This is a genomic window from Bacillus sp. es.036 (assembly GCF_002563635.1).
Taxonomy (GTDB): domain Bacteria; phylum Bacillota; class Bacilli; order Bacillales; family Guptibacillaceae; genus Guptibacillus.
Genome location: NZ_PDIZ01000001.1, coordinates 1,153,482 through 1,173,524 on the forward strand (window position 1 = coordinate 1,153,482; position 20,043 = coordinate 1,173,524).

Sequence of the window (20,043 nt, forward strand, 5' to 3'; positions counted from 1 at the left end):
GAGGAGAGAAGAAGATGAAGCTAGGAAATCCAATTGCTTCTGGAAATACTGCGGAAATCTACTCTGTTCAAAATCAAATTGTGAAGGTATTCCGGAAAGACCTTCCAGATGGAACCTCTTTCTATGAAGCTGAGAAACAACGTTACGCTTTATCAAAAGGTCTTCCGGTCCCAAAAATTATGGATGTAACGAAAATAGACGGTAGACAGGCGATCATCATGGAAAAAATTAGCGGACGCACATTAGGTGAGCGTCTTTTAGAGAATAAGAATCTAGCAAATTATTATATGGAAATGTCAGTTAACATTCAACAAAACATTCATCAGATCAACGCCGATGCGTTTGAACCGATGACTAAAAAGCTAACACGCCAAATAGGTACAGCGGATCGATTAAGCCAATCTCAAAAAACAGCATTACTCTTTAAGTTAAGTGAAATGCCAGTCAAGAAGCAGCTTTGCCATGGGGATTTTCATCTATTTAATCTGATAATGGGCGATCATGTGACGATTATTGATTGGGTTGATGCAAGTGCGGGGGATAGCCGAGCAGACGTTTACAGAACGTATCTATTATATACTCAATTTTCAAGTGAGTTAGCGGATCTGTATTTAAAGCTCTATTGCATGAAAACCGGCGTATCAAAAGAAGAGATCATGGAGTGGGCACCGATTATTGCTGGTGCAGGCTTATCCGAAGGAGTATTAACAGAAGACAGTGGTCGCTTGTTAGAAATTGTTGATGAAGGCTAAGAGGATAAAGCGTTTAGGCTTAACTTATTTTAATATATAATTTTCACGTACCATACTTTTTTAAAAAAATCACAAAAGGTTGTAAAGCATTGGACATTCGAGACATAGACTGATAGTGGAACAGCCTTTATATATAAAAAAACTTTTATTCTATGGTGTTGGTTATGTTCTTTTGCTGTGAAGAAAAAAAGAGGAACACTGGTCGTTTGTCTTGCATAGGATGAGAATGAAGATTGGAAGAGGAGGTATGATCGATGTCAGAGGAATATAATTACAGAGAGATATTCGCCAAAGCTGTTTGCGGAAAAGGGCGTAAATTTACACAGGATACAAACACAGTAACACCAACTCATAAGCCTTCTAGTATTCTGGGTTGCTGGATTATTAACAATCAATTCACTGCCAAGAAGCGTGGTGACGTTGTCCAAGTGGAAGGCTCTTACGACATTAATATCTGGTATTCTTACAGCCATAATACCAAAACAGAAGTTGTAACAGAAACAGTTAAATACCATGAAGAAATTCCTCTTCGCTACAAAGACAAAGACTGTGTTGCTGATGAAGTGGTCGCAAAAGCAATTCAGGAGCCTAACTGTCTCGAAGCGACCATTGCGCCGAGCGGTCATAAGGTGATTGTACAAGTGGAAAGAGAGTTTCTTGTAGAAGTTATCGGTGAAACGAAGATTTGCGTATACGTCAATCCTGACGGCTGTGGAGATGACGACGATGATGATTGGGATTATGATGTAGATGATGAAGAGTTTGAGGATTTAGATCCGAACTTCTTAATTGGTGATCTTGAAGAATAGTGCGTCCAGGGAGAAGCAATCCTTCTTCCTGGTTTTTATTTTGTTATTATGCGCTTGTTCTGTTCAAACAAAGGCTAACGCTTTACAGATCAAGCTCCAACCCCCAGACACTCGGTCACTTCACCTTTTCCTCTGAATACAAAGAGCGTATTCAAATGAAAAGGTTCCAGTGCCATGCCTAAACGGAGGCTTCCGCTTTACTGATATGCTATACTGTTAGGTGACTAGATTTAAGATTGGTGGAGAAGAAACATGGCTCGATATACCCCGATGATGGAACAATATTTGCGAATTAAGGCAGAGTATCAGGATGCCTTTTTATTTTTTCGTTTAGGCGATTTTTATGAAATGTTCTTCGATGATGCGATGCGCGCATCGAAGGAATTGGAAATTACATTAACGAGCAGAGATGGTGGGGGAGAAGACCGCATTCCGATGTGTGGTGTGCCTTATCATGCTGCTGAAAATTATATATCACAGCTCGTAACAAAAGGTTACAAAATAGCGATTTGTGAGCAAACGGAAGATCCGAAACAGGCGAAAGGCGTTGTTCGAAGAGAAGTTGTTCAGCTCATTACACCAGGAACGGTTATGTCAGACCATTTAATTAAAGAAAAAGAAAACAACTACATCGTTGCGATCTCATCGTTTGATGATGAGACATTTGCGCTTGCAGCAAATGATTTAACGACTGGAGAATCGATGGCAACGATTTTAGCTGGTGATCATCATGAAGTGATCGGTGAGCTTTCAAATCTTGCCCCACGTGAAGTGATTCTTGCGAACGACAGCGAAGCGCTATCGAACGCCATTCAAGAACGCATGACTGTGACCGTATCCATTGAAGATGATGTGACGATTCCGGACGCATTAAAGACGTTAAGTGACCATATTGACCAGCCGAAGCTCCTGCAAGTGTTTGGCAGATTGCTTCAATATTTAATTCGTACACAAAAGCGATCGATGGATCACCTCCAGCCGCTTCGTCACTACCACGTTTCTCAATACATGAAGCTAGATGTGAACTCAAAACGAAACCTAGAGCTCGTTGAAACGATTCGCGATAAAAAGCGGACAGGCTCTCTCGTCTGGTTCTTAGATAGTTCCGTAACGGCAATGGGTGGGCGTTTGTTAAAGCAATGGGTCGAGCGACCACTCTTACAGCAGCGAGAAATCGAGAAGCGTCAGGAGCTTGTTGAGACGCTTATGAAACAGTTTTTTGAACGTGAGACAATTCGCGAACAGCTTCAAGGCGTCTATGATTTGGAGCGACTTGCAGGGAAAGTAGCGTTTGGTAACCTAAATGCGCGTGACCTCGTGCAGCTACGCAAATCGCTAGAGAAAATTCCAGAGATTAAGCAAGCGGTGGGATCTCTTGATAATCCGTATGCGAATGAGCTTGCAGAAGAAATCCTTCCATGTGATGATCTTGTTCAGCTTCTCCAAGAAGCGATAGAAGACAACCCACCGCTTTCTGTGAAAGATGGGCAAATGATCCGAGACGGCTATCATGCCGATCTTGATAAATACCGAGATGCAAGCCGGAACGGGAAAGACTGGATCGCGGCACTTCAAATGCAGGAACGTGAGCGAACGGGTATCAAATCACTTAAAATTGGCTACAACAAAGTGTTCGGCTATTATATCGAAATAACGCGATCAAACCTTGCAAACCTCCCAGAAGGTCGCTATGAGCGGAAACAGACGCTTTCCAATGCGGAGCGTTTTATTACCCCTGAATTAAAAGAAAAAGAAACGCTTATTTTGGAAGCTGAAGAAAAAATTGTTGATTTGGAGTATAGCTTGTTTACTAAACTGCGTGAAGAAGTAAAGGCCTACATCCCTGAGCTTCAGCAGCTTGCCAGAAAAATTAGTGAGCTTGATGTTCTTCAGTCATTTGCGGTTGTTAGTGAAGAGAATCGCTTCACAAAACCCATTTTTTCAAAAGAGCGTAAAGTGGCTGTCGAAGGTGGCCGTCACCCGGTTGTTGAGAAAATGTTAAAAGGCAGAGAGTATGTCGCGAACGACGTGATGATGGATCGCGACCGTGAAATTCTCTTAATTACTGGGCCAAACATGAGTGGTAAGAGTACGTACATGCGCCAGCTTGCGCTCATTTCCATTCTTGGGCAAATCGGCTGCTTCGTTCCGGCAGAATCGGCGGTGCTTCCTGTGTTTGACCAAATCTTTACGCGAATTGGGGCGGCGGATGACCTCGCGGCAGGGCAAAGTACGTTTATGGTTGAAATGCTTGAAGCGAACTACGCGATAACGCGTGCTACGCAAGATAGCTTGATCTTATTAGATGAAATTGGTCGCGGCACCTCAACGTATGACGGTATGGCGCTTGCACAGTCAATCATTGAATATGTGCATAGCGAAGTACGAGCGAAAACGCTGTTTTCCACGCACTACCATGAGCTGACAACGCTTGAGGAAGATCTTGATCGCTTAAAGAATGTACACGTTAAAGCGGTAGAAGAAAAGGGAAGAGTTGTTTTCCTACACCGCGTGCATGATGGATCTGCTGATAAAAGTTACGGCATTCACGTGGCGCAGCTTGCGAACTTACCTGATGCGCTCATTCAGCGTGCGGAAGCGATATTAGCTGAATTTGAAGCAGAGCCAGATGTTGCGAAAGCGCCAAAAGCACCTGTGGAGAAGAAAGAAACGGTGGAAGAAGACGAAGCGCAGCTTGCCTTCTTCGATCAAGCGGAAGATAAGAAAAAGCCTGCCCGTACGTCATGTGAAAAAGCGATTCTCGATCGCTTGAAGTCAGTAGATATTATGGAAATGACGCCGATGGATGCGATCAATACGCTTTATGAATTAAAGAAGCACTTAAAGTCTTAGAGAAAGGGTGAGGAAGATGGGAAAGATCGTACAGCTTGATGATCAGCTTTCAAACAAAATAGCTGCCGGTGAAGTGGTGGAAAGGCCGGCCTCTGTTGTGAAGGAACTCGTGGAGAATGCGATTGATGCAGAAAGCAGTGAAATCACAATTGAAATTGAAGAGGGCGGTCTTTCCAAAATTCGCATCGTAGATAATGGAAGTGGCATGGATGAGGAAGACTGCAAACTTGCTTTCTTTCGTCATGCGACGAGTAAAATCAAGAATGAGCGTGACTTGTTTCAAATTGAAACGCTCGGTTTCCGTGGAGAAGCTCTTCCTAGTATCGCAGCGGTTTCTCACTTAGAATTGAAAACTTCCACGGGAGATGCGGCCGGAACGTACGTTAAAATTGAAGCAGGAAAAGTAGCTGAATTTAAAGCAACGGACAGTCGAAAAGGAACGGAAATGACGATTACGGGTTTGTTTTACAACACCCCAGCTCGCTTGAAACACATGAAAACCGTTCATACCGAGCTTGCGAACGTCGCGGACGTCATAAACCGTCAGGCAATGGCTCATCCTGAGATCGCTTTTCGCTTCTTTCATAATGGGAAGAAGCTGTTATCAACGACAGGAAACGGCGATCTTCTGCAAGTGATTGCAGCAATCTATGGCTATAACACGGCGCGTAAAATGCTCCCGTTAAAGGCAGAGACAATTGATTTTTCTGTTAGTGGCTATGCGGCAAAGCCAGAGTTAACGCGCGCTTCTCGTCAATACATTTCACTCATTATTAACGGGCGATACATTAAGAACTTTCCGATATCAAAAGGAATACAGCAGGGCTACCATACGCTGCTTCCAATCGGACGCTATCCGATCGTTGTACTTCATATTAAAATGAATCCAACGCTCATTGATGTGAACGTACATCCGTCAAAGTTGGAAGCGCGGATCAGTAAAGAACAGGACCTTGCGCTCGCCATTGAAAATGCGATTAAAGGGATATTCAAACAAATTGAACTGATTCCTGAGCAAGCTCCTCCAAAGAAAAAAGAGGAGGAAAGCGAGCAGCCGGCATTCCAGTTTCAACACAATGTTCAGGAGAAAGGGCCGGAAGAAATACCGATTCGGCGGGAATGGACGACAGAGAAGGTGGAACATTCGGAAGAGCAGTCGAAGCCACAGAAAGATTTTCTTCAACCTTTTAGCGTAAAGGAAGAAATTCAAACAGAGCAATACGAGTCGATGGCTCCTACAAAACATTCCCCGCCACCCGAAACCCGAGACGAGCTTGAGATGGCCATGGACTATGTAAAGGAGACCAATAGTGATTCACGTATTCCGCCGCTTTATCCGATCGGTCAAATGCACGGAACGTATATCCTAGCTCAGAATGAGAATGGGCTCTACATTATTGATCAGCACGCCGCGCAGGAGCGGATAAAGTACGAGTTCTATCGGGAAAAAGTTGGCGAGATCGACCCGGTTGTACAGGAGCTTCTCGTTCCGATTACGCTCGAATACAACACATCAGAGTCTGCGATCATTGATAGTCGGATGGATGATCTTGCGAAGGTGGGCGTTTTCTTAGAATCATTTGGACCGAATAGCTATATGGTGAGCGCTCATCCAGTTTGGTTCCCTAAAGGGGCTGAACAAAATACGATTGAGGAATTGATTCAGGAAGTCGTTGATAACCGTCGAATTGACGTGAAGAAGCTACGTGAGGAAGCGGCGATCATGATGTCCTGTAAAAAGTCGATTAAAGCCAATCGTCATTTACGTGATGACGAAGTGTTTACGTTATTAGAGACGCTTAGACAATCCATTGATCCGTATACCTGTCCACACGGACGGCCGATCATTATTCATTACTCCACCTATGAGATGGAAAAAATGTTTAAGCGGGTTATGTAACGAGCACAATGAAATGAGAAAAGAATGCAGGAAAGTACGTGAGAGTGATGACTAAACAAAAACTAGTAACGGTTTTAGGTCCTACAGCGGTTGGGAAAACAAAAACAAGCATTGAACTTGCGAAGGCGCTTGACGGTGAAATTATTAGCGGCGACTCGATGCAAATTTACCGTGGCATGGACATTGGGACAGCGAAAGTAACAGAAGAAGAGATGGAAGGCATTCCTCATTATTTAATTGATATTAAGGAGCCAACGGAAAGTTTTTCAGCTGCTGAATTTCAAAAGCTTGCCACCGAGCTTGTTACGGATATTAATCGCCGCGGAAAAGTGCCGATTATTGCTGGGGGTACGGGTCTTTACGTGAAATCCGTTACCCATCAGTACGCTTTTTCAGAAGCAAAGGAAGATCCGGCATACCGCCAGCAGCTTGAGCAACAAGCGGAAGAAGAAGGGCCGGTCATGTTTCACGCGCGCCTAAAAGACGTTGATCCTGTGAGTTACGAAGCGATTCATCCAAACAATGTGCGAAGAGTGATTCGAGCATTAGAAGTGTATCACGTAACGGGTGAACCGGTCTCTGCTTCAAAAGATGCATTACCTGAGGAGTCTCCTTACAATCTTGTCAATGTCGGTCTTACGATGGATCGCGATGTGCTTTATGAGCGCATTAACAAGCGTGTCGATCTGATGATGGAGGCTGGACTACTTGAAGAAGCCCAGCAACTTTATCATGATGGCGTTCGTCACTGTCAATCGGTACAGGCAATTGGCTACAAGGAAATCTACAATTATCTTGAAGAGCGTGTTTCATTAGAAGATGCGGTCCTCGAGTTAAAGCAGAACTCAAGGCGATATGCAAAGCGGCAATTAACGTGGTTTCGTCATCAGATGGGCATGGACTGGTACAACATGACCGCGCATCCTGAAGAAAAAATTCAAGAAATCTTGAAAGTTGTTGCAGGAAAGTTAGCAGAAAGATAGAAATGTAGTTAAGGAATGCCTTTAGAGAAAAAGAGGAGGACTGACAATGAAGCAGCAAATTAACATCCAGGATCAATTCCTGAACCAATTAAGAAAAGACAACGTTTTTGTAACGGTGTACCTGCTTAACGGATTTCAGCTAAAAGGGACAATTAAAGGATTTGATAATTTCACGATTATCCTTGAGTCCGATGGAAAACAGCAGTTGATTTACAAACACGCCATTTCTACGTTCGCTCCACAGCGATCCGTTGAAATAAATTTTGAATCTGACAAGTAAACACATAGTCCCTCGTTCTGGTAAAAGCAGGATGAGGGACTTTTTCATATTACTATGATGAGATTTGTTGTTTTTCCATGTAATCGAAGTAGCGTTTCAGTGTGAGATCGGCTTTTAATCCAAACTGCGTGCGCAGCTGGTCGACGGAAAGATCATTTTCAATGGCTTTAATGACGCATGTTCGTCTCATATGCTGAGCAGATACGCCTTTTCGCAAGCCAGCACGCTGAACTTCAAGGCGAATCATTTTTTGAATCGCGATTTCGGTTAGCCGCTTCGGACGATCCACTTCATAACTCCACCGATACGTTTGGCGCTGAAAATCAAATGAAACAAACAGCGGATCATCGCTATGCAGCCTTGGTCTAACGGGTGCGGGAATCGTATGATAATAATCGAACAAGATTTTTTTGTGCTCAGGATTTAGATGAACGGTGCGTTTTCCGGAAGCCGAAGTGACGATTAGTTCATTTTGTTCGAAAGAAAGATCTTTCATAGAAAGAGCAGATAGCTCTTGTAACGTTAAACCATAATTGAGGAAAAGCCTGGCGATGATCAAATTCCGATCAATCAGAAATTCTCGTGCTCTTAGCTGGTTGTCCGTTAAATCTTCAAGTGACACGATCGTCTCAAGAAGTTTTTGCGCTTCTTCTTCTTTGAGAAAATCGGTCTCGATATAACCGGCATCTTCATTGGTAGGTAGGACGACTTCTTTCATTGGATTGGTCTTTGTTCGATTTAACGACATATAATAACGATATACTTGATTTAGTACAGTCATAATTCTCTTTAATGTTCGTTCTGAATAGTGACGCTCAAGGTGCAAATAGCGAATATACTCCTGTAGCTGCTCCGTTGTGAGATTACGAAAATTCTCGAAATCGACCTTTCGATGGAGAGTACGATGCCAGACGGTAAAATCAACGAGGTCATAGCGATAGCGGCGGAGTGTAGATGCCTTGCGTCCTTTTCGTTCGAGCGACTGCAGGTACGCTTCTAGAAAGTCTGGAAGCGGCTGATTAAAAAGCTCCATTCGATGACCACCTCTCATTTTGTTCCATTATAACAAAATCAGTGCACGTGTTGTTTTACATTGGGTTACATGTTTTTGGGATAATTGGAAATACTATTGATAACCAAATCGTAAAGGAGCGGTTAGACATGGCCTTTTTTTCAAAACAGCAGCAGGAACCTATTCCAGAAGTAGATACGGACGTCTGGTCTTGTGCGAGTGGAGATTGTGCTGGCTGGATGCGAGCCGATTACTCGTTTTCTGATACACCAGCTTGCCCTTTGTGTGGCGCTGAGATGATGAGTGAAGTTCGAAACCTACCAGAAATTAAATAATCATGGGGGAACACATGAATAAAATTGTTGAGAAAATTAGGGATAAAGCTGAACAAATTGTTAGCGTGACGAAAGCAGCGGGAAAAGGGAAGCACGTTGCCTCCATGCAGCACTTTTATGACGTTTTTACCGAACTTCCTGAAGTGCAAAAGAAAGAGGTTTCTTATTTAAGAAGTCGTTTTGTTTTATATACGCTCCACGAAGACGATATATTCATGAAGATGCTCGAACGTTCAGATGGGCATGTGCTTGAGATTGACGTCGTTGAAAAGGGTGATGTGCTCACTCGGTACAGATCGTATGAAGCGAAGAGAGGCGAACAGAAAATTCATATTCCTGAATCCTTTGTTGATCGGATCGGAACAAGTTAAACACTCTTAAGGAGTGTTTTTCTTTTGGGCGTTTGTCACGGATTCTGGGCAGGTGCGTATACTATCGTGTCAGATTAAAGCGAGGTGAGCATCGTGCAGCAAACCGTAACGCAGCGAAAAGGTCAAATTAATATCGTCCTTCGTCAGACGGAAGGACTACAAGAGACGGCGGATGGCGCACTAAGTCAAGCAACGAAAAAGCATATGCCGCTTGAGCGAATTCAGCAGGAAATGGAACAGCTAATCGGGTTAAAAGAAATGAAATACTTACTAAAAGAAGTGTATGCATGGCTTTATGTGAACAAGTGCAGAGAGGAAAATGGCTTAAAACAAAATACGCAGGCGCTTCATATGATGTTCAAAGGAAATCCCGGCACAGGGAAAACAACGGTAGCCCGCCTGTTAGGAACGCTTTTTCTTGAGATGAACGTTCTTTCTAAGGGACATCTGATTGAAGTGGAGCGGGCCGATCTTGTTGGGGAATACATTGGTCATACCGCTCAAAAAACGAGAGAGCTTGTTAAGAAAGCAAAAGGCGGCATTCTATTTATTGATGAAGCGTATTCACTTGCGCGTGGTGGCGAGAAAGATTTTGGAAAAGAAGCGATCGATACGCTTGTAAAGGCGATGGAAGATCACCACAAAGACTTTATCCTGATTCTAGCGGGCTATTCAGATGAAATGGAGCACTTTCTCTCGCTAAATCCTGGCTTGCCGTCGCGGTTTCCACTTGTGATTGATTTTCCGGATTATTCAAATGAGCAGCTGCTTGAGATCGCAAAAAAGATGGCGGCAGAGAGACAGTACCGGTTTTCAAGAGAGACGGAGTGGAAGCTAAAGCAAAGCTTTGTGAAAAAGCGTGAGCGAGAAACAAGTGCATTTAGCAACGGTCGCTTTGTTCGGAACATTATTGAAAAAGCAATCCGAAAGCAAGCGGTCCGCTTGCTTCAGGCAGACGTCATTGATCGCTCAGCGCTCGAGCTGCTCTTACCAGAAGACATCCCTATAGAAGATTAAATGCGCATCTGGTATGATGGGAACAGACTGATTGATAAAGGCAGGGAACGTACATTTGAATAAAGAACGAATTGAAGCAGCTGAACCGGCGATTTTGATCGGCATTCAGCTTCAAAATCAAACAGATGAACAGTTTGCATATACGATGGATGAACTTGCGGCTTTAACAGAGACGGCAGGTGGCGTCGTGGAAGGAACGCTCTCACAAAAGCGGGAGCGTATTCATTCGGCAACGTTTATAGGAAAAGGGAAAGTGGAAGAGCTGGCGTCGTTCATTGAAGAAAAAGAAGCAACGATCGTGATCTTCAATAGTGAGCTCTCTCCAAGTCAGCTTCGAAACTTATCAGAAGCGTTAGACGCAAGAGTCATTGACCGTACACAGCTCATTTTAGATATTTTCGCACAGCGAGCGAGATCACGAGAAGGCATGCTTCAGGTTGAGCTCGCTCAGCTTCAATACATGCTGCCGCGCCTTGCAGGACAGGGTACGTCCTTATCAAGGCTTGGAGGCGGTATTGGTACAAGAGGCCCAGGTGAAACGAAGCTTGAAACGGATCGTCGTTACATCAGGAACCGCATCACAGATCTGAAGCGTCAACTTGACAATACGGTGAAACACCGTGATCAGTACCGCGCGCGACGAAAGCGGAACGAAACGCTTCAAGTGGCGTTGGTCGGGTATACGAACGCAGGGAAATCAACGATTTTTAATCGACTCACGAAAGCCGATTCCTATGAAGAGGACAAGCTATTTGCGACACTTGATCCGATGACAAGACAGCTGAAGCTTCCGAATGGTTACAATGTGTTGTTAACAGACACGGTAGGGTTCATTCAGGACCTCCCAACAACGCTTGTCGCTTCGTTTAAATCAACGCTTGAAGAAGCAACAGAAGCGGATTTAATTCTGCATGTCATTGATGCGTCCCATCCCGATCGGGAACGTCATGAAGAAATCGTGCTAAAGCTATTAAAGGATTTAAAAGCGTCGCACATTCCCGTCCTTACCGTCTTTAATAAAATCGATCGAGCGGATCCGTCTGTGCAAAGTAGCGTGAATGAACAGATTCTCATCTCAGCTCTAAAGCAAGCTGATTTAAAGCGATTAAACGACCGTCTACAAAGCGAAGTGTTAAAGCAGATGGAGTATTTCTCGATTTCGATTAATGCGGACCAGGGCGACAAGCTCGCTTACTTGCAGCGTAATACTGTTTTGATTGAGCGGAAGTGGGATGAAGAAAAAGATCACTACAGATGTAAGGGATACGCTCCGGAACATTTATACAAGAGGATCATTAACGAGTGGAACAACGACTAGGAGTAGAAAACTATGTTTATGAATTTTACACATCAAGAAGAACTAAAAACACTATCACATCAGGCTGAAGAAAAAATTCAGCCGGTTTTAAGAGAAATCGATGCGCGAGTTGAAGCAAATCAATACCGCGTTCTTGAGGCATTTCACAAAAATCGCATTAGCGACTTTCATTTCACACCATCTACAGGCTACGGCTATGACGATACAGGAAGAGATACGCTTGAACAGCTTTATGCGGACGTATTCGGCGGCGAAGCAGGACTCGTAAGACCTCAAATCGTCTCTGGTACGCATGCGATCTCAACCGCGCTATTCGGCGTACTGCGTCCAAACGATGAGCTTCTCTATATCACCGGTGCACCGTACGATACGTTAGAAGAAATCGTTGGCACTCGTGGAGAAGGTAATGGTTCATTGAAGGACTTTCACATTGGCTATCAAGCGATTCCTTTATTGGATGAAGCAGTGGATTTTGATGCTGTTCGAAACGCGATCACAGCCCAAACAAAAATGATTGGCATTCAGCGTTCGAAAGGCTATGCGAACCGTCCATCGTTTACGATCTCTGAAATCGAAGAGATGATTGCTTTTGTAAAATCAATCAAAGAAGATGTGATCGTTTTCGTTGATAACTGTTACGGTGAGTTTGTGGAAGAGCAGGAGCCATGTCATGTTGGGGCCGATCTTATTGCAGGATCACTAATTAAAAACCCTGGCGCAGGTATCGTCAAAACGGGCGGTTACCTTGTAGGGAGAGAAGATTTAATTGAGCTTTGCGGTTATCGCTTAACGTCTCCTGGAATCGGGAGAGAAGTAGGGGCATCGCTTTATTCCCTGCAGGAAATGTATCAAGGCATCTTCCTCGCACCACACACGGTTGGTCAAGCGGTCAAAGGCGCTGTGTATAGCTCAGCCCTACTTGAAGAAGCTGGATTTAATACAACGCCACATTGGAACAGCAAGCGAACCGACCTCATTCAATCGGTTCAGTTCGATGACAGAGAGCGAATGGTTGCGTTTTGTCAGGCGATCCAGGCGGCATCTCCGGTCAATGCACATGTTCGTCCTGAACCTGCCTATATGCCAGGGTACGAGGATGATGTCATCATGGCAGCGGGAACATTTATTCAAGGAGCGAGCCTTGAATTATCAGCTGACGGACCGTTAAGACCACCTTACGTTGCGTACGTTCAAGGCGGCCTAACGTTTGAACACGTGAAAATCAGCGTGCTTCGTGCCGTTGATGATTTGTTGAAAAAAGGTTTGATTACTGTTTCATAAGGGTAAAAGGTAGGGATTTCATTCCCTATCTTTTTTTGCGCGAAAAAGCATGTGAGATTATCTCACGTACGTTAACACGATAACGTAAACATTCGTGTATGATGAGAGTAAGTGAAGAAGGGAGCGGCAATTTCGAATGTTAATGCGATTCTGAATTTTAGAATTGCTTGAAACTGTCCTCAAGTGGAGAGAGCAAAAGAGCGTTAAGACGTGAAGCACTCGGTTATCCAAAGCATTCACTAAATCTTTTTATTTCTTAAGGAGGATTCATTTTACATGGCGAACAAATTCACAACAGACGATATTAAGAAAATGGCGCAGGACGAGAACGTTAAGTTCATTCGCTTGCAGTTTACTGACCTACTAGGGATTATTAAGAACGTTGAAATTCCAGTTGATCAGCTTGAGAAAGCTCTTGATAATAAAATGATGTTTGACGGTTCTTCGATCGAAGGTTTCGTACGCATCGAGGAATCCGATATGTATCTTTACCCGGATCTTGATTCATGGGTAGTCTTCCCATGGTCATCTGAAAAAGGAAGAGTCGCTCGTCTAATTTGTGACATCTACAGCCCGGATGGCACGCCATTCGAAGGGGATCCTCGTTCAGTTCTAAAACGCGTTCTTAAAGAAATGGAAGACCTTGGATTCTCTGACTTCAACATTGGACCTGAGCCAGAATTCTTCTTATTCAAAATGGACGAAAACGGTGAACCAACGCTTGAACTTAACGACAAAGGCGGATACTTCGACCTCGCACCAACAGACCTTGGTGAAAACTGCCGTCGTGATATCGTTCTTGAGCTTGAAGACATGGGCTTTGAAATCGAAGCATCTCACCATGAAGTAGCGCCAGGACAGCACGAAATTGACTTTAAATACGCTGATGCTCTTACAACATGTGACAACATCCAGACGTTTAAGCTAGCAGTTAAAACAATTGCTCGTCAGCACGGCCTGCACGCAACGTTCATGCCGAAGCCACTATTCGGTGTTAACGGATCTGGGATGCATGCAAACATGTCCCTCTTTAAAGACGGCGAAAATGCATTCTACGAGCCGAAAGATGAGATTGGTCTAAGCGAAACAGCACGTCAATTCATTGCTGGAACAATGAAGCATGCTGAAGCATTCACAGCGATCACAAACCCAACAATTAACTCTTACAAGCGTCTAGTACCTGGTTACGAAGCTCCATGCTACGTAGCATGGTCTCTTCGTAACCGTAGCCCGCTTATCCGTGTTCCTGCTTCCCGCGGAATCAGCACACGTATCGAAGTGCGTAGCGTAGATCCATCTGCGAACCCGTACCTTGCAATGGCAGCCCTACTTGCAGCTGGACTTGACGGCATCAAGAACAAAATGACGCCACCAGCTCCAACAGAGCGCAACATCTACGTGATGGATAAGCAAGAACGCGTTGAAGAAGGCATCACAGACCTTCCAGCAACACTACACGATGCGCTTGAACTTCTTAAGAAAGACGAAGTCATGATGAAAGCACTAGGCGAGCACGCAGCTGAGCACTTCATCGAAGCAAAAGAGATCGAATGGGATATGTTCCGTACGCAAGTACACCCTTGGGAACGCGAACAGTATATGACGACTTACTAAGAGCCAAACCCCTTGATACGACTAGTATTAAGGGGTTTTTCTTATTTTGGTCAAAACCACTTTTTCTTGAAAGTGGTTGTTTTGACCAAAAAATGACCAAAAAAAGTTCAAAAAAAAGATTTTGACCAAAAGATTGGCCAAAATCATTTCAATATATTCTTCATGTATTCCTCATATCTCTCCAGTGTATCTGTCTCGATTTTTTTACTAACGTGTGCATAAACGTTTGATGTAATTTCCATACTTCCATGACCCAAACGATTCTGGACATATTTCATATCTGCACCAGCTTCTAAAAGTAATACAGCATGTGTATGGCGGAGAGAGTGGATAGGCAACTTCGTTTTGTTCGTTCTTTTTAGTATCCGATTAAATGCATTAAACAAACTAGACTTCGGCATAATGTTCCCGTTATTACGACAGAGGACCAGGTTCAAATCGTGGTGATAAATTTCATTAAGTGCTAATTTATTTTGATTTTGTTGTTTCTTATGAAAGTGGAGATCATTGATTAAACTCTTACTTATTGTAATAGTTCTCTTTGAATTAAAGGTTTTAGTGTCTCCAAACAATTCTTCTTTTGAACGTGCTTTGAAATCTAGTGTCTTATTAATAGTAATAGTTCCTACTTTTAAGTCGAGATCTGTCCACTGGAGAGCAGCAGCTTCACCTTTTCGCATCCCAGTCTCTATGAGTACCTTAAAGAAGATCCAATACTCATAGCCATACTTATAAGCTTCTTGTAAAAAATCATGAATATCTTCAGAATCCATATATTTTAATTCAGATCTCTCTTTTTCCTTCCCTTTGATATCAACTCCTTCGCAAGGACTTCTCTCAATCTTACCTAGCGTTACTGCTTTCTTCATCGCATTTGCCATTGTTGTATGGATAATTTCAATCGTACGCTTACTATATCCGTAGTTTGTAAGACTGTTTAAGAATTTTTGATACATTACCGGCTTCAAATCTACTAAATTAATCTTTTTAAAATAAGGTAATATGTGCTTATTTATATTTCTTTCATGAATATCATAAGTATTTTTCCTCACCACTCCAGATTTGTAATTAACCAGCCAGTCGTTAAGATAATGCTCTAGAAGAAGAGAAGTGTTGTCTACTTCAAATCCAGCATTAAGTTTGGCTTTTTCTTGTGAGGCAGCATGCTGTGCTTCCCGTTTTGTTTTAAAGCCTCCTTTAGATTTTAATTTATGTTTTTGTGTAAAGGGGTCTTTGTATGAAATTCTGTACTCCCATTTTTCTCCTCGTTTACGATATGTAGCCATGACAACCCCTCCTTGAATGAAACGTTTTCTTTTTTATTTGTAATAACCGTTCTACACATAGTTCTTGTGAAACCTTAAATGTAGAAGACATTTGCTCAATAATATTAGGACTATCGAGATCAAGATCTGAGATCATATGATGTGGAATAGAAGCGTATTTCGTAAAATGCCTGGCATCTCGTTCTTGAAGCTCTCTAAAAGCTTCAGGCATCATTCCTTGCATTCCTGCATGGCGAAGGATATGACAGAGCTCATGAAATGCTACTTCATGCTGCTTTTCAATGGATAATCGACTATCAACAGAAATGATTTTAAAGTTTCCATTCTGTTTTGAGTATGAGGGTAGAGGCTTCTCAGAATAAAAAATTCTGTGAATCTTACAAATATTATGGATACTAATGTCTGATGGTTTGTAAATGTTCATTTTTAGATACCAGTTGGAAACCCATGACTCGAGTGGGGAGGATGTATACGATATAGACATTTTAACACTCCTACAATTAAGCGAATATATGTTCGCTTTAAGATTAAAAATAAATTATACATACGAACGCTTAAAAACGAGTTATATGTATAATTTATTTTTAACTTTTCTTATTTGAAGAATCGTCATCAGAATTAGATCGCATTTTCTTTGCTTCAAAAGCTTTATACTCTAGAAAAGATTCAAAATCCTTTCTAAGTTCTTCTACCTGTACAGGTGTTAGGTTCTTCCAATCATCAATATTGTGCATAAAAAAATCTGTAACGCCCAAATCAGTTAGTATCTTATTAATTTCACTAAGTGAATCAAAGTTTGGCTTATTTGAAGCAGTTGATTTATAATCATCTGTTCTTCCCAAAAGATAATCTGTCGTTACTTCAAAGTACTCAGCGATTTTTTGAAGAGTTTCATAATCAGCTTGGCGCTTTCCTGCTTCATAGTTTGAATATGTACTTCGAGGAATGCCAAGTTTCTTAGCCAAATCAACTTGTGTTATTTTATTTAATTTACGTAAAGAAGCTAGTCTTTCACCAAACATTGTACACCTCCTACATAAAGTATTATAACGCTTCAAATTGAAACACTGAACAATTGCTTCAAAACGGGACAAAAAGTGTTGACTTCTTCATAAAGAAGCATTATATTGTACTTAAGATGCTTCATTATGAAGCGTAGGAGGTGAGCAAATGAGAAATTGGTTAATTAATAAAAGAAAAAAATTAAAAATGACTCAAGAAGAAGTGTCAACTTTATCTGGCGTAAGTCGCAGCGCTTATTCTAATATTGAAGTAGGGACAAGAGATCCGAGCGTTGAGACTGCAAAGAAAATTGCTTTCGTATTAAAGTTTAAATGGACTATTTTTTTTGATCTGTATTGTCCCGAAATGAAGCATAAACAAACTAAATTAAAAGAGGTGAACTAAGTGCTAAACATCCAAATAGATGATCAGGAAGCAAAACAGCTTTATCTTCAAAAAGTTGAAGAAAAGATAAAACAAATTGATGCTGAGCGAGTTTTCTGGGATGCAAAAGAGCTTCAAAAGCGAACTTGTATGTCCTGGGGATCGATCCAGGAGAAGTTCTTCTTTGACCCACGCTTTAAGAAATACAAAGTAGGGCAAAAGTGGTACTTTCCATCTGGAGATACAAAAGATTTCTTGCTCATGTGGTTGAGTGAACAAAACACTCGTTAAATACTTTCTAAGTTTATTTTATCCATTAACAACATAAATATTGGGAGAAAGGTGGTCAATTTTAATGTCAAATGGTAGGTCAGCTTCTGAAGTGCGATCTGCAAGAAAAGAAACCGGTATGACGCAATTGGCATTATCCATGGATTTGCATACTTCTCGTGAAGCAGTTTCTAAACAAGAGAATGGAGAATATCGTGTACAGCCTGATTTGGTGAAATATTTTGCTGAAAGTCATAACAACCCATTTGTGGGGATGACTGCTGCAGCAGAATATACAGGCTGGGGAAGCGGAAGGCTTGATGGTGAGGATATTGATCTTCATCGATCAAGTGTTAAATGTAAGGCCCAGGAAGAGTTACAAGAGGCTCTAATTGCGATTAATAAAACAAATCTAGTAAACCATCCGAGAAAAGTAGAGCCATTTCAATTTAATGATGTGAAGGAATCAGTCATTCAAGCGATGGATGCCATTATCGCATTGAATCACTATATTGCTGTTATTTGTAAGGAATATTCTATTTCATGGGCTGAAATGTGGCTAACTCATAAAAAGAAACTCATTTCTCGTGGATATATGAAAGGTTAGAAGAATTAGGGGGCGTACTGATTGAAGGCATTTTCTGAAAGCATTTTTTATTACACAAAAAAAGTAGCTGAATATACAGCAATTCATCCAACGCGTTATCAAAATCCATACAGATATAACCGATTGCTTAGTTATAAAAAAGAGCTAAATCATCGAATTAAGGAGGTTAAATAATGGAGACTAAAGCTAGTTTTAGATTATTGCCAGTAGAGAGAAACATGGCTGTTGAAGCTATGTGTGAGTATAGAGATAAGTTAAAGGGATGGGCTCTGAAACAGTTTGACATTGCATACAACAAAATGAAAGAAAGCTCTAATGGAGTCATAAAGTTTGATGGGATGGAATTAGAGTATCTAAAAAGAGCATTAAACTTTCGAGGATGGCAGTTTTACCAGGAACGAAGAAAGATCAAGGCGGATACTTATTTTACCCTAGCTTTTTGGATAAAAGAGCAAAAGCGAATATTTCAATACAATAACAATCCATTGAAACAAAAAAATACAGCAAGCTAAAAGCTCACTGTCAATCTTTGACGTAATTAATTATCAATAAAATACCACTAATTGAATTTATTGTAAATACAAAAATTTGAAAGGTGTTGAAATGATGTTAGGACAAGCTGAGTTGTCAGGATGTATACAGCTAAAAACGTTCTGTAATGAAACAAGAGCGAATTGCTGGCTAAAAGAAAATCCTGATCTTGAAATCGTAGATATAAAGTTTTCTACGACAGAAGCGGATGACTGTATTTTGCTAATTTATCGTATAGATGAGCTAGATTTACCTGCAAACAAAAAATGACCGCGCTGCAACGCGATCATTCAGGGTCTTGTGATTAATCATCTTATTTTAATTTTACTCCAAGACCCTATCAAAATCAAATACACTCTGGGAGGCATATATGTGAAGTCTGGAAAAACAGAGATTGCCATTCCTATACCCCTTCATTATTTATCAGTTGTTAGACGTATCCATAAAAAGCAAACTCAAAGGCAATATTTTAAGTCCTATGTATCAAATTACATTAAGAAAAACTACCCTGAGCTTACCTTTGTACGAATTAAAGGTATGTATGCTTCGTGTTATATCAAATCAGGAACAAAAACTAAATAATCGTCAGTCCATGTAAGGAGGAGGAAAATGTCTGAGAGTTATCCGTTTTCTACTTATTCTGGCATATTGGATCCGACACATTATCAAAACATCGGCTCAAGCTTGTGGCTCTTTCTTTGGGCTGTGAGCTCAACCACAGATGAAATAGATAGAGAAGGAACTGTGTGGGGTGTTGTTTTAGGAAATAAGCCTATGAAGCTAGGAGAACTTTCAATTGTGTTTGGAGTTAGTGATAAGACGATACGTCGATGGTTAGACGTACTGGAAAAGCACGAATATATAAAAGTAACTAGAGCCCCATATGGGTTAATTTTAACAGTTAAAAATTCAAAAAGAGGATTTATTCAAAAGAAAAAGAGGTTGGACAAAAATGTCCAATCTGAAAATAGTGATAAGACAAAAGTGTCTCCTCTTAATAAGAGAGAGGACATAAATGACCACTCTGGAATGGACAAAAGTGTCCAATCTAATAAAGATATTAGTAATGTTGTTGTAGTTAATAATAAACCTCAAAAAAACGAATCACAGTCCAATGCTGATTACTTGCTAGATTATTACATGGTAGTACGAGGGAAACCGGGCATGCCTCCCAAGGTCTCCGATTACCAACACGTTCAAGCAGTATTAAAAGCAGGTGTTTCGATCGAAGAAGCAGTACAGGGAATTGACCAAGCTTTTAGGGATTTTACAGCTGCCTATCATGGTGATGAGATAAATTCGTTCGCTTATTGCAAGAAGGTTATCCTTGCCCATCATTATCGATTGCAACAATCTGAAAAAGTGAGTAATGTTCGCCCGTTTCGAAAGCCAGAACAGCAAGATGAGCAAAAATATGATTATGGATTTTGATTGGAGG

Annotated in this window: 22 protein-coding genes; 18 read left to right on the forward strand and 4 right to left on the reverse strand. The window is 41.6% G+C overall.

Going from position 1 to position 20,043, the window contains the following annotated elements; all coding sequences use genetic code 11:
• The first annotated feature begins 14 nt into the window (after positions 1-14).
• The 6 genes from ATG70_RS05940 (at position 15) to hfq (ending at position 7,577) form a co-directional block, all read left to right on the forward strand.
• Positions 15-752, forward strand: a complete 738-nt coding sequence (locus ATG70_RS05940) for a phosphotransferase family protein (RefSeq protein WP_098443430.1) — start codon at positions 15-17, stop codon at positions 750-752.
• A 254-nt stretch (positions 753-1,006) separates the two neighbouring features.
• Positions 1,007-1,561, forward strand: a complete 555-nt coding sequence (locus tag ATG70_RS05945; protein WP_098443431.1) for an outer spore coat protein CotE — start codon at positions 1,007-1,009, stop codon at positions 1,559-1,561.
• A gap of 252 nt (positions 1,562-1,813) precedes the next feature.
• Entirely contained in the window at positions 1,814-4,414 is a 2,601-nt protein-coding gene (gene mutS, locus ATG70_RS05950) for a DNA mismatch repair protein MutS (protein WP_098443432.1), read from the forward strand.
• Between the two features lie 16 nt (positions 4,415-4,430).
• The gene (mutL, locus tag ATG70_RS05955) at positions 4,431-6,314 is read left to right on the forward strand and encodes a DNA mismatch repair endonuclease MutL (protein WP_098443433.1); all 1,884 of its coding nucleotides are present in this window, start codon (positions 4,431-4,433) and stop codon (positions 6,312-6,314) included.
• Between the two features lie 38 nt (positions 6,315-6,352).
• Entirely contained in the window at positions 6,353-7,297 is a 945-nt protein-coding gene (miaA, locus tag ATG70_RS05960; RefSeq protein ID WP_142329560.1) for a tRNA (adenosine(37)-N6)-dimethylallyltransferase MiaA, read from the forward strand.
• Positions 7,298-7,343: 46 nt separating this feature from the next.
• Positions 7,344-7,577, forward strand: coding sequence for an RNA chaperone Hfq (gene hfq / locus ATG70_RS05965; protein WP_048309744.1), 234 nt, complete (start codon positions 7,344-7,346; stop codon positions 7,575-7,577).
• 52 nt (positions 7,578-7,629) lie between these two features.
• On the opposite strand, the gene ATG70_RS05970 is transcribed toward hfq, so the two are convergent.
• Complete coding sequence (locus ATG70_RS05970) at positions 7,630-8,610, reverse strand: tyrosine-type recombinase/integrase (protein WP_179886196.1); 981 nt, start codon at positions 8,608-8,610, stop codon at positions 7,630-7,632.
• A 128-nt stretch (positions 8,611-8,738) separates the two neighbouring features.
• On the opposite strand from ATG70_RS05970, the gene ATG70_RS05975 reads away from it, so the two are divergent.
• The 6 genes from ATG70_RS05975 to glnA all read left to right on the forward strand — a co-directional run bounded on the left by ATG70_RS05975 (position 8,739) and on the right by glnA (position 14,525).
• Positions 8,739-8,924: a cold-shock protein gene (locus tag ATG70_RS05975; RefSeq protein WP_098443435.1), complete on the forward strand. Its 186-nt coding sequence runs from the start codon at positions 8,739-8,741 to the stop codon at positions 8,922-8,924.
• Between the two features lie 14 nt (positions 8,925-8,938).
• Positions 8,939-9,295: a hypothetical protein gene (locus ATG70_RS05980; RefSeq protein ID WP_098443436.1), complete on the forward strand. Its 357-nt coding sequence runs from the start codon at positions 8,939-8,941 to the stop codon at positions 9,293-9,295.
• A 90-nt stretch (positions 9,296-9,385) separates the two neighbouring features.
• Positions 9,386-10,312, forward strand: a complete 927-nt coding sequence (gene spoVK / locus ATG70_RS05985) for a stage V sporulation protein K (RefSeq protein WP_098445736.1) — start codon at positions 9,386-9,388, stop codon at positions 10,310-10,312.
• 55 nt (positions 10,313-10,367) lie between these two features.
• A complete protein-coding gene (gene hflX, locus ATG70_RS05990; RefSeq protein ID WP_098443437.1) occupies positions 10,368-11,630 on the forward strand; it encodes a GTPase HflX in 1,263 nt (420 codons plus the stop codon).
• Between the two features lie 12 nt (positions 11,631-11,642).
• A complete protein-coding gene (locus ATG70_RS05995) occupies positions 11,643-12,911 on the forward strand; it encodes a methionine gamma-lyase family protein (protein ID WP_098443438.1) in 1,269 nt (422 codons plus the stop codon).
• Positions 12,912-13,187: 276 nt separating this feature from the next.
• On the forward strand, positions 13,188-14,525 hold the full coding sequence (gene glnA / locus ATG70_RS06000) for a type I glutamate--ammonia ligase (RefSeq protein ID WP_098443439.1): 1,338 nt from the start codon (positions 13,188-13,190) through the stop codon (positions 14,523-14,525).
• Positions 14,526-14,668: 143 nt separating this feature from the next.
• On the opposite strand, the gene ATG70_RS06005 is transcribed toward glnA, so the two are convergent.
• The 3 genes from ATG70_RS06005 to ATG70_RS06015 form a co-directional block, all read right to left on the reverse strand.
• On the reverse strand, positions 14,669-15,811 hold the full coding sequence (locus tag ATG70_RS06005) for a site-specific integrase (RefSeq protein ID WP_098443440.1): 1,143 nt from the start codon (positions 15,809-15,811) through the stop codon (positions 14,669-14,671).
• Complete coding sequence (locus ATG70_RS06010; protein WP_098443441.1) at positions 15,795-16,295, reverse strand: ImmA/IrrE family metallo-endopeptidase; 501 nt, start codon at positions 16,293-16,295, stop codon at positions 15,795-15,797. Before ATG70_RS06010 ends, ATG70_RS06005 begins: the two co-directional genes overlap by 17 nt.
• Positions 16,296-16,395: 100 nt before the next feature.
• Positions 16,396-16,833 carry a helix-turn-helix domain-containing protein gene (locus ATG70_RS06015; RefSeq protein ID WP_098443442.1) on the reverse strand — a complete coding sequence of 146 codons (438 nt, stop codon included), beginning with the start codon at positions 16,831-16,833 and terminating at the stop codon, positions 16,396-16,398.
• A 148-nt stretch (positions 16,834-16,981) separates the two neighbouring features.
• Between ATG70_RS06015 and ATG70_RS06020 the strand changes: the two genes are divergently transcribed.
• The 6 genes from ATG70_RS06020 to ATG70_RS06050 all read left to right on the forward strand — a co-directional run bounded on the left by ATG70_RS06020 (position 16,982) and on the right by ATG70_RS06050 (position 20,036).
• Positions 16,982-17,218 carry a helix-turn-helix transcriptional regulator gene (locus ATG70_RS06020; RefSeq protein WP_098443443.1) on the forward strand — a complete coding sequence of 79 codons (237 nt, stop codon included), beginning with the start codon at positions 16,982-16,984 and terminating at the stop codon, positions 17,216-17,218.
• On the forward strand, positions 17,219-17,488 hold the full coding sequence (locus tag ATG70_RS06025) for a group-specific protein (protein WP_098443444.1): 270 nt from the start codon (positions 17,219-17,221) through the stop codon (positions 17,486-17,488).
• Between the two features lie 64 nt (positions 17,489-17,552).
• Positions 17,553-18,074: a helix-turn-helix domain-containing protein gene (locus ATG70_RS06030; RefSeq protein ID WP_098443445.1), complete on the forward strand. Its 522-nt coding sequence runs from the start codon at positions 17,553-17,555 to the stop codon at positions 18,072-18,074.
• Between the two features lie 173 nt (positions 18,075-18,247).
• A complete protein-coding gene (locus tag ATG70_RS06035; protein WP_098443446.1) occupies positions 18,248-18,586 on the forward strand; it encodes a hypothetical protein in 339 nt (112 codons plus the stop codon).
• A 94-nt stretch (positions 18,587-18,680) separates the two neighbouring features.
• Positions 18,681-18,875, forward strand: coding sequence for a hypothetical protein (locus ATG70_RS06040; protein WP_098443447.1), 195 nt, complete (start codon positions 18,681-18,683; stop codon positions 18,873-18,875).
• Between the two features lie 339 nt (positions 18,876-19,214).
• Positions 19,215-20,036, forward strand: a complete 822-nt coding sequence (locus ATG70_RS06050) for a hypothetical protein (protein ID WP_098443449.1) — start codon at positions 19,215-19,217, stop codon at positions 20,034-20,036.
• The last annotated feature ends 7 nt before the right edge of the window (positions 20,037-20,043 follow it).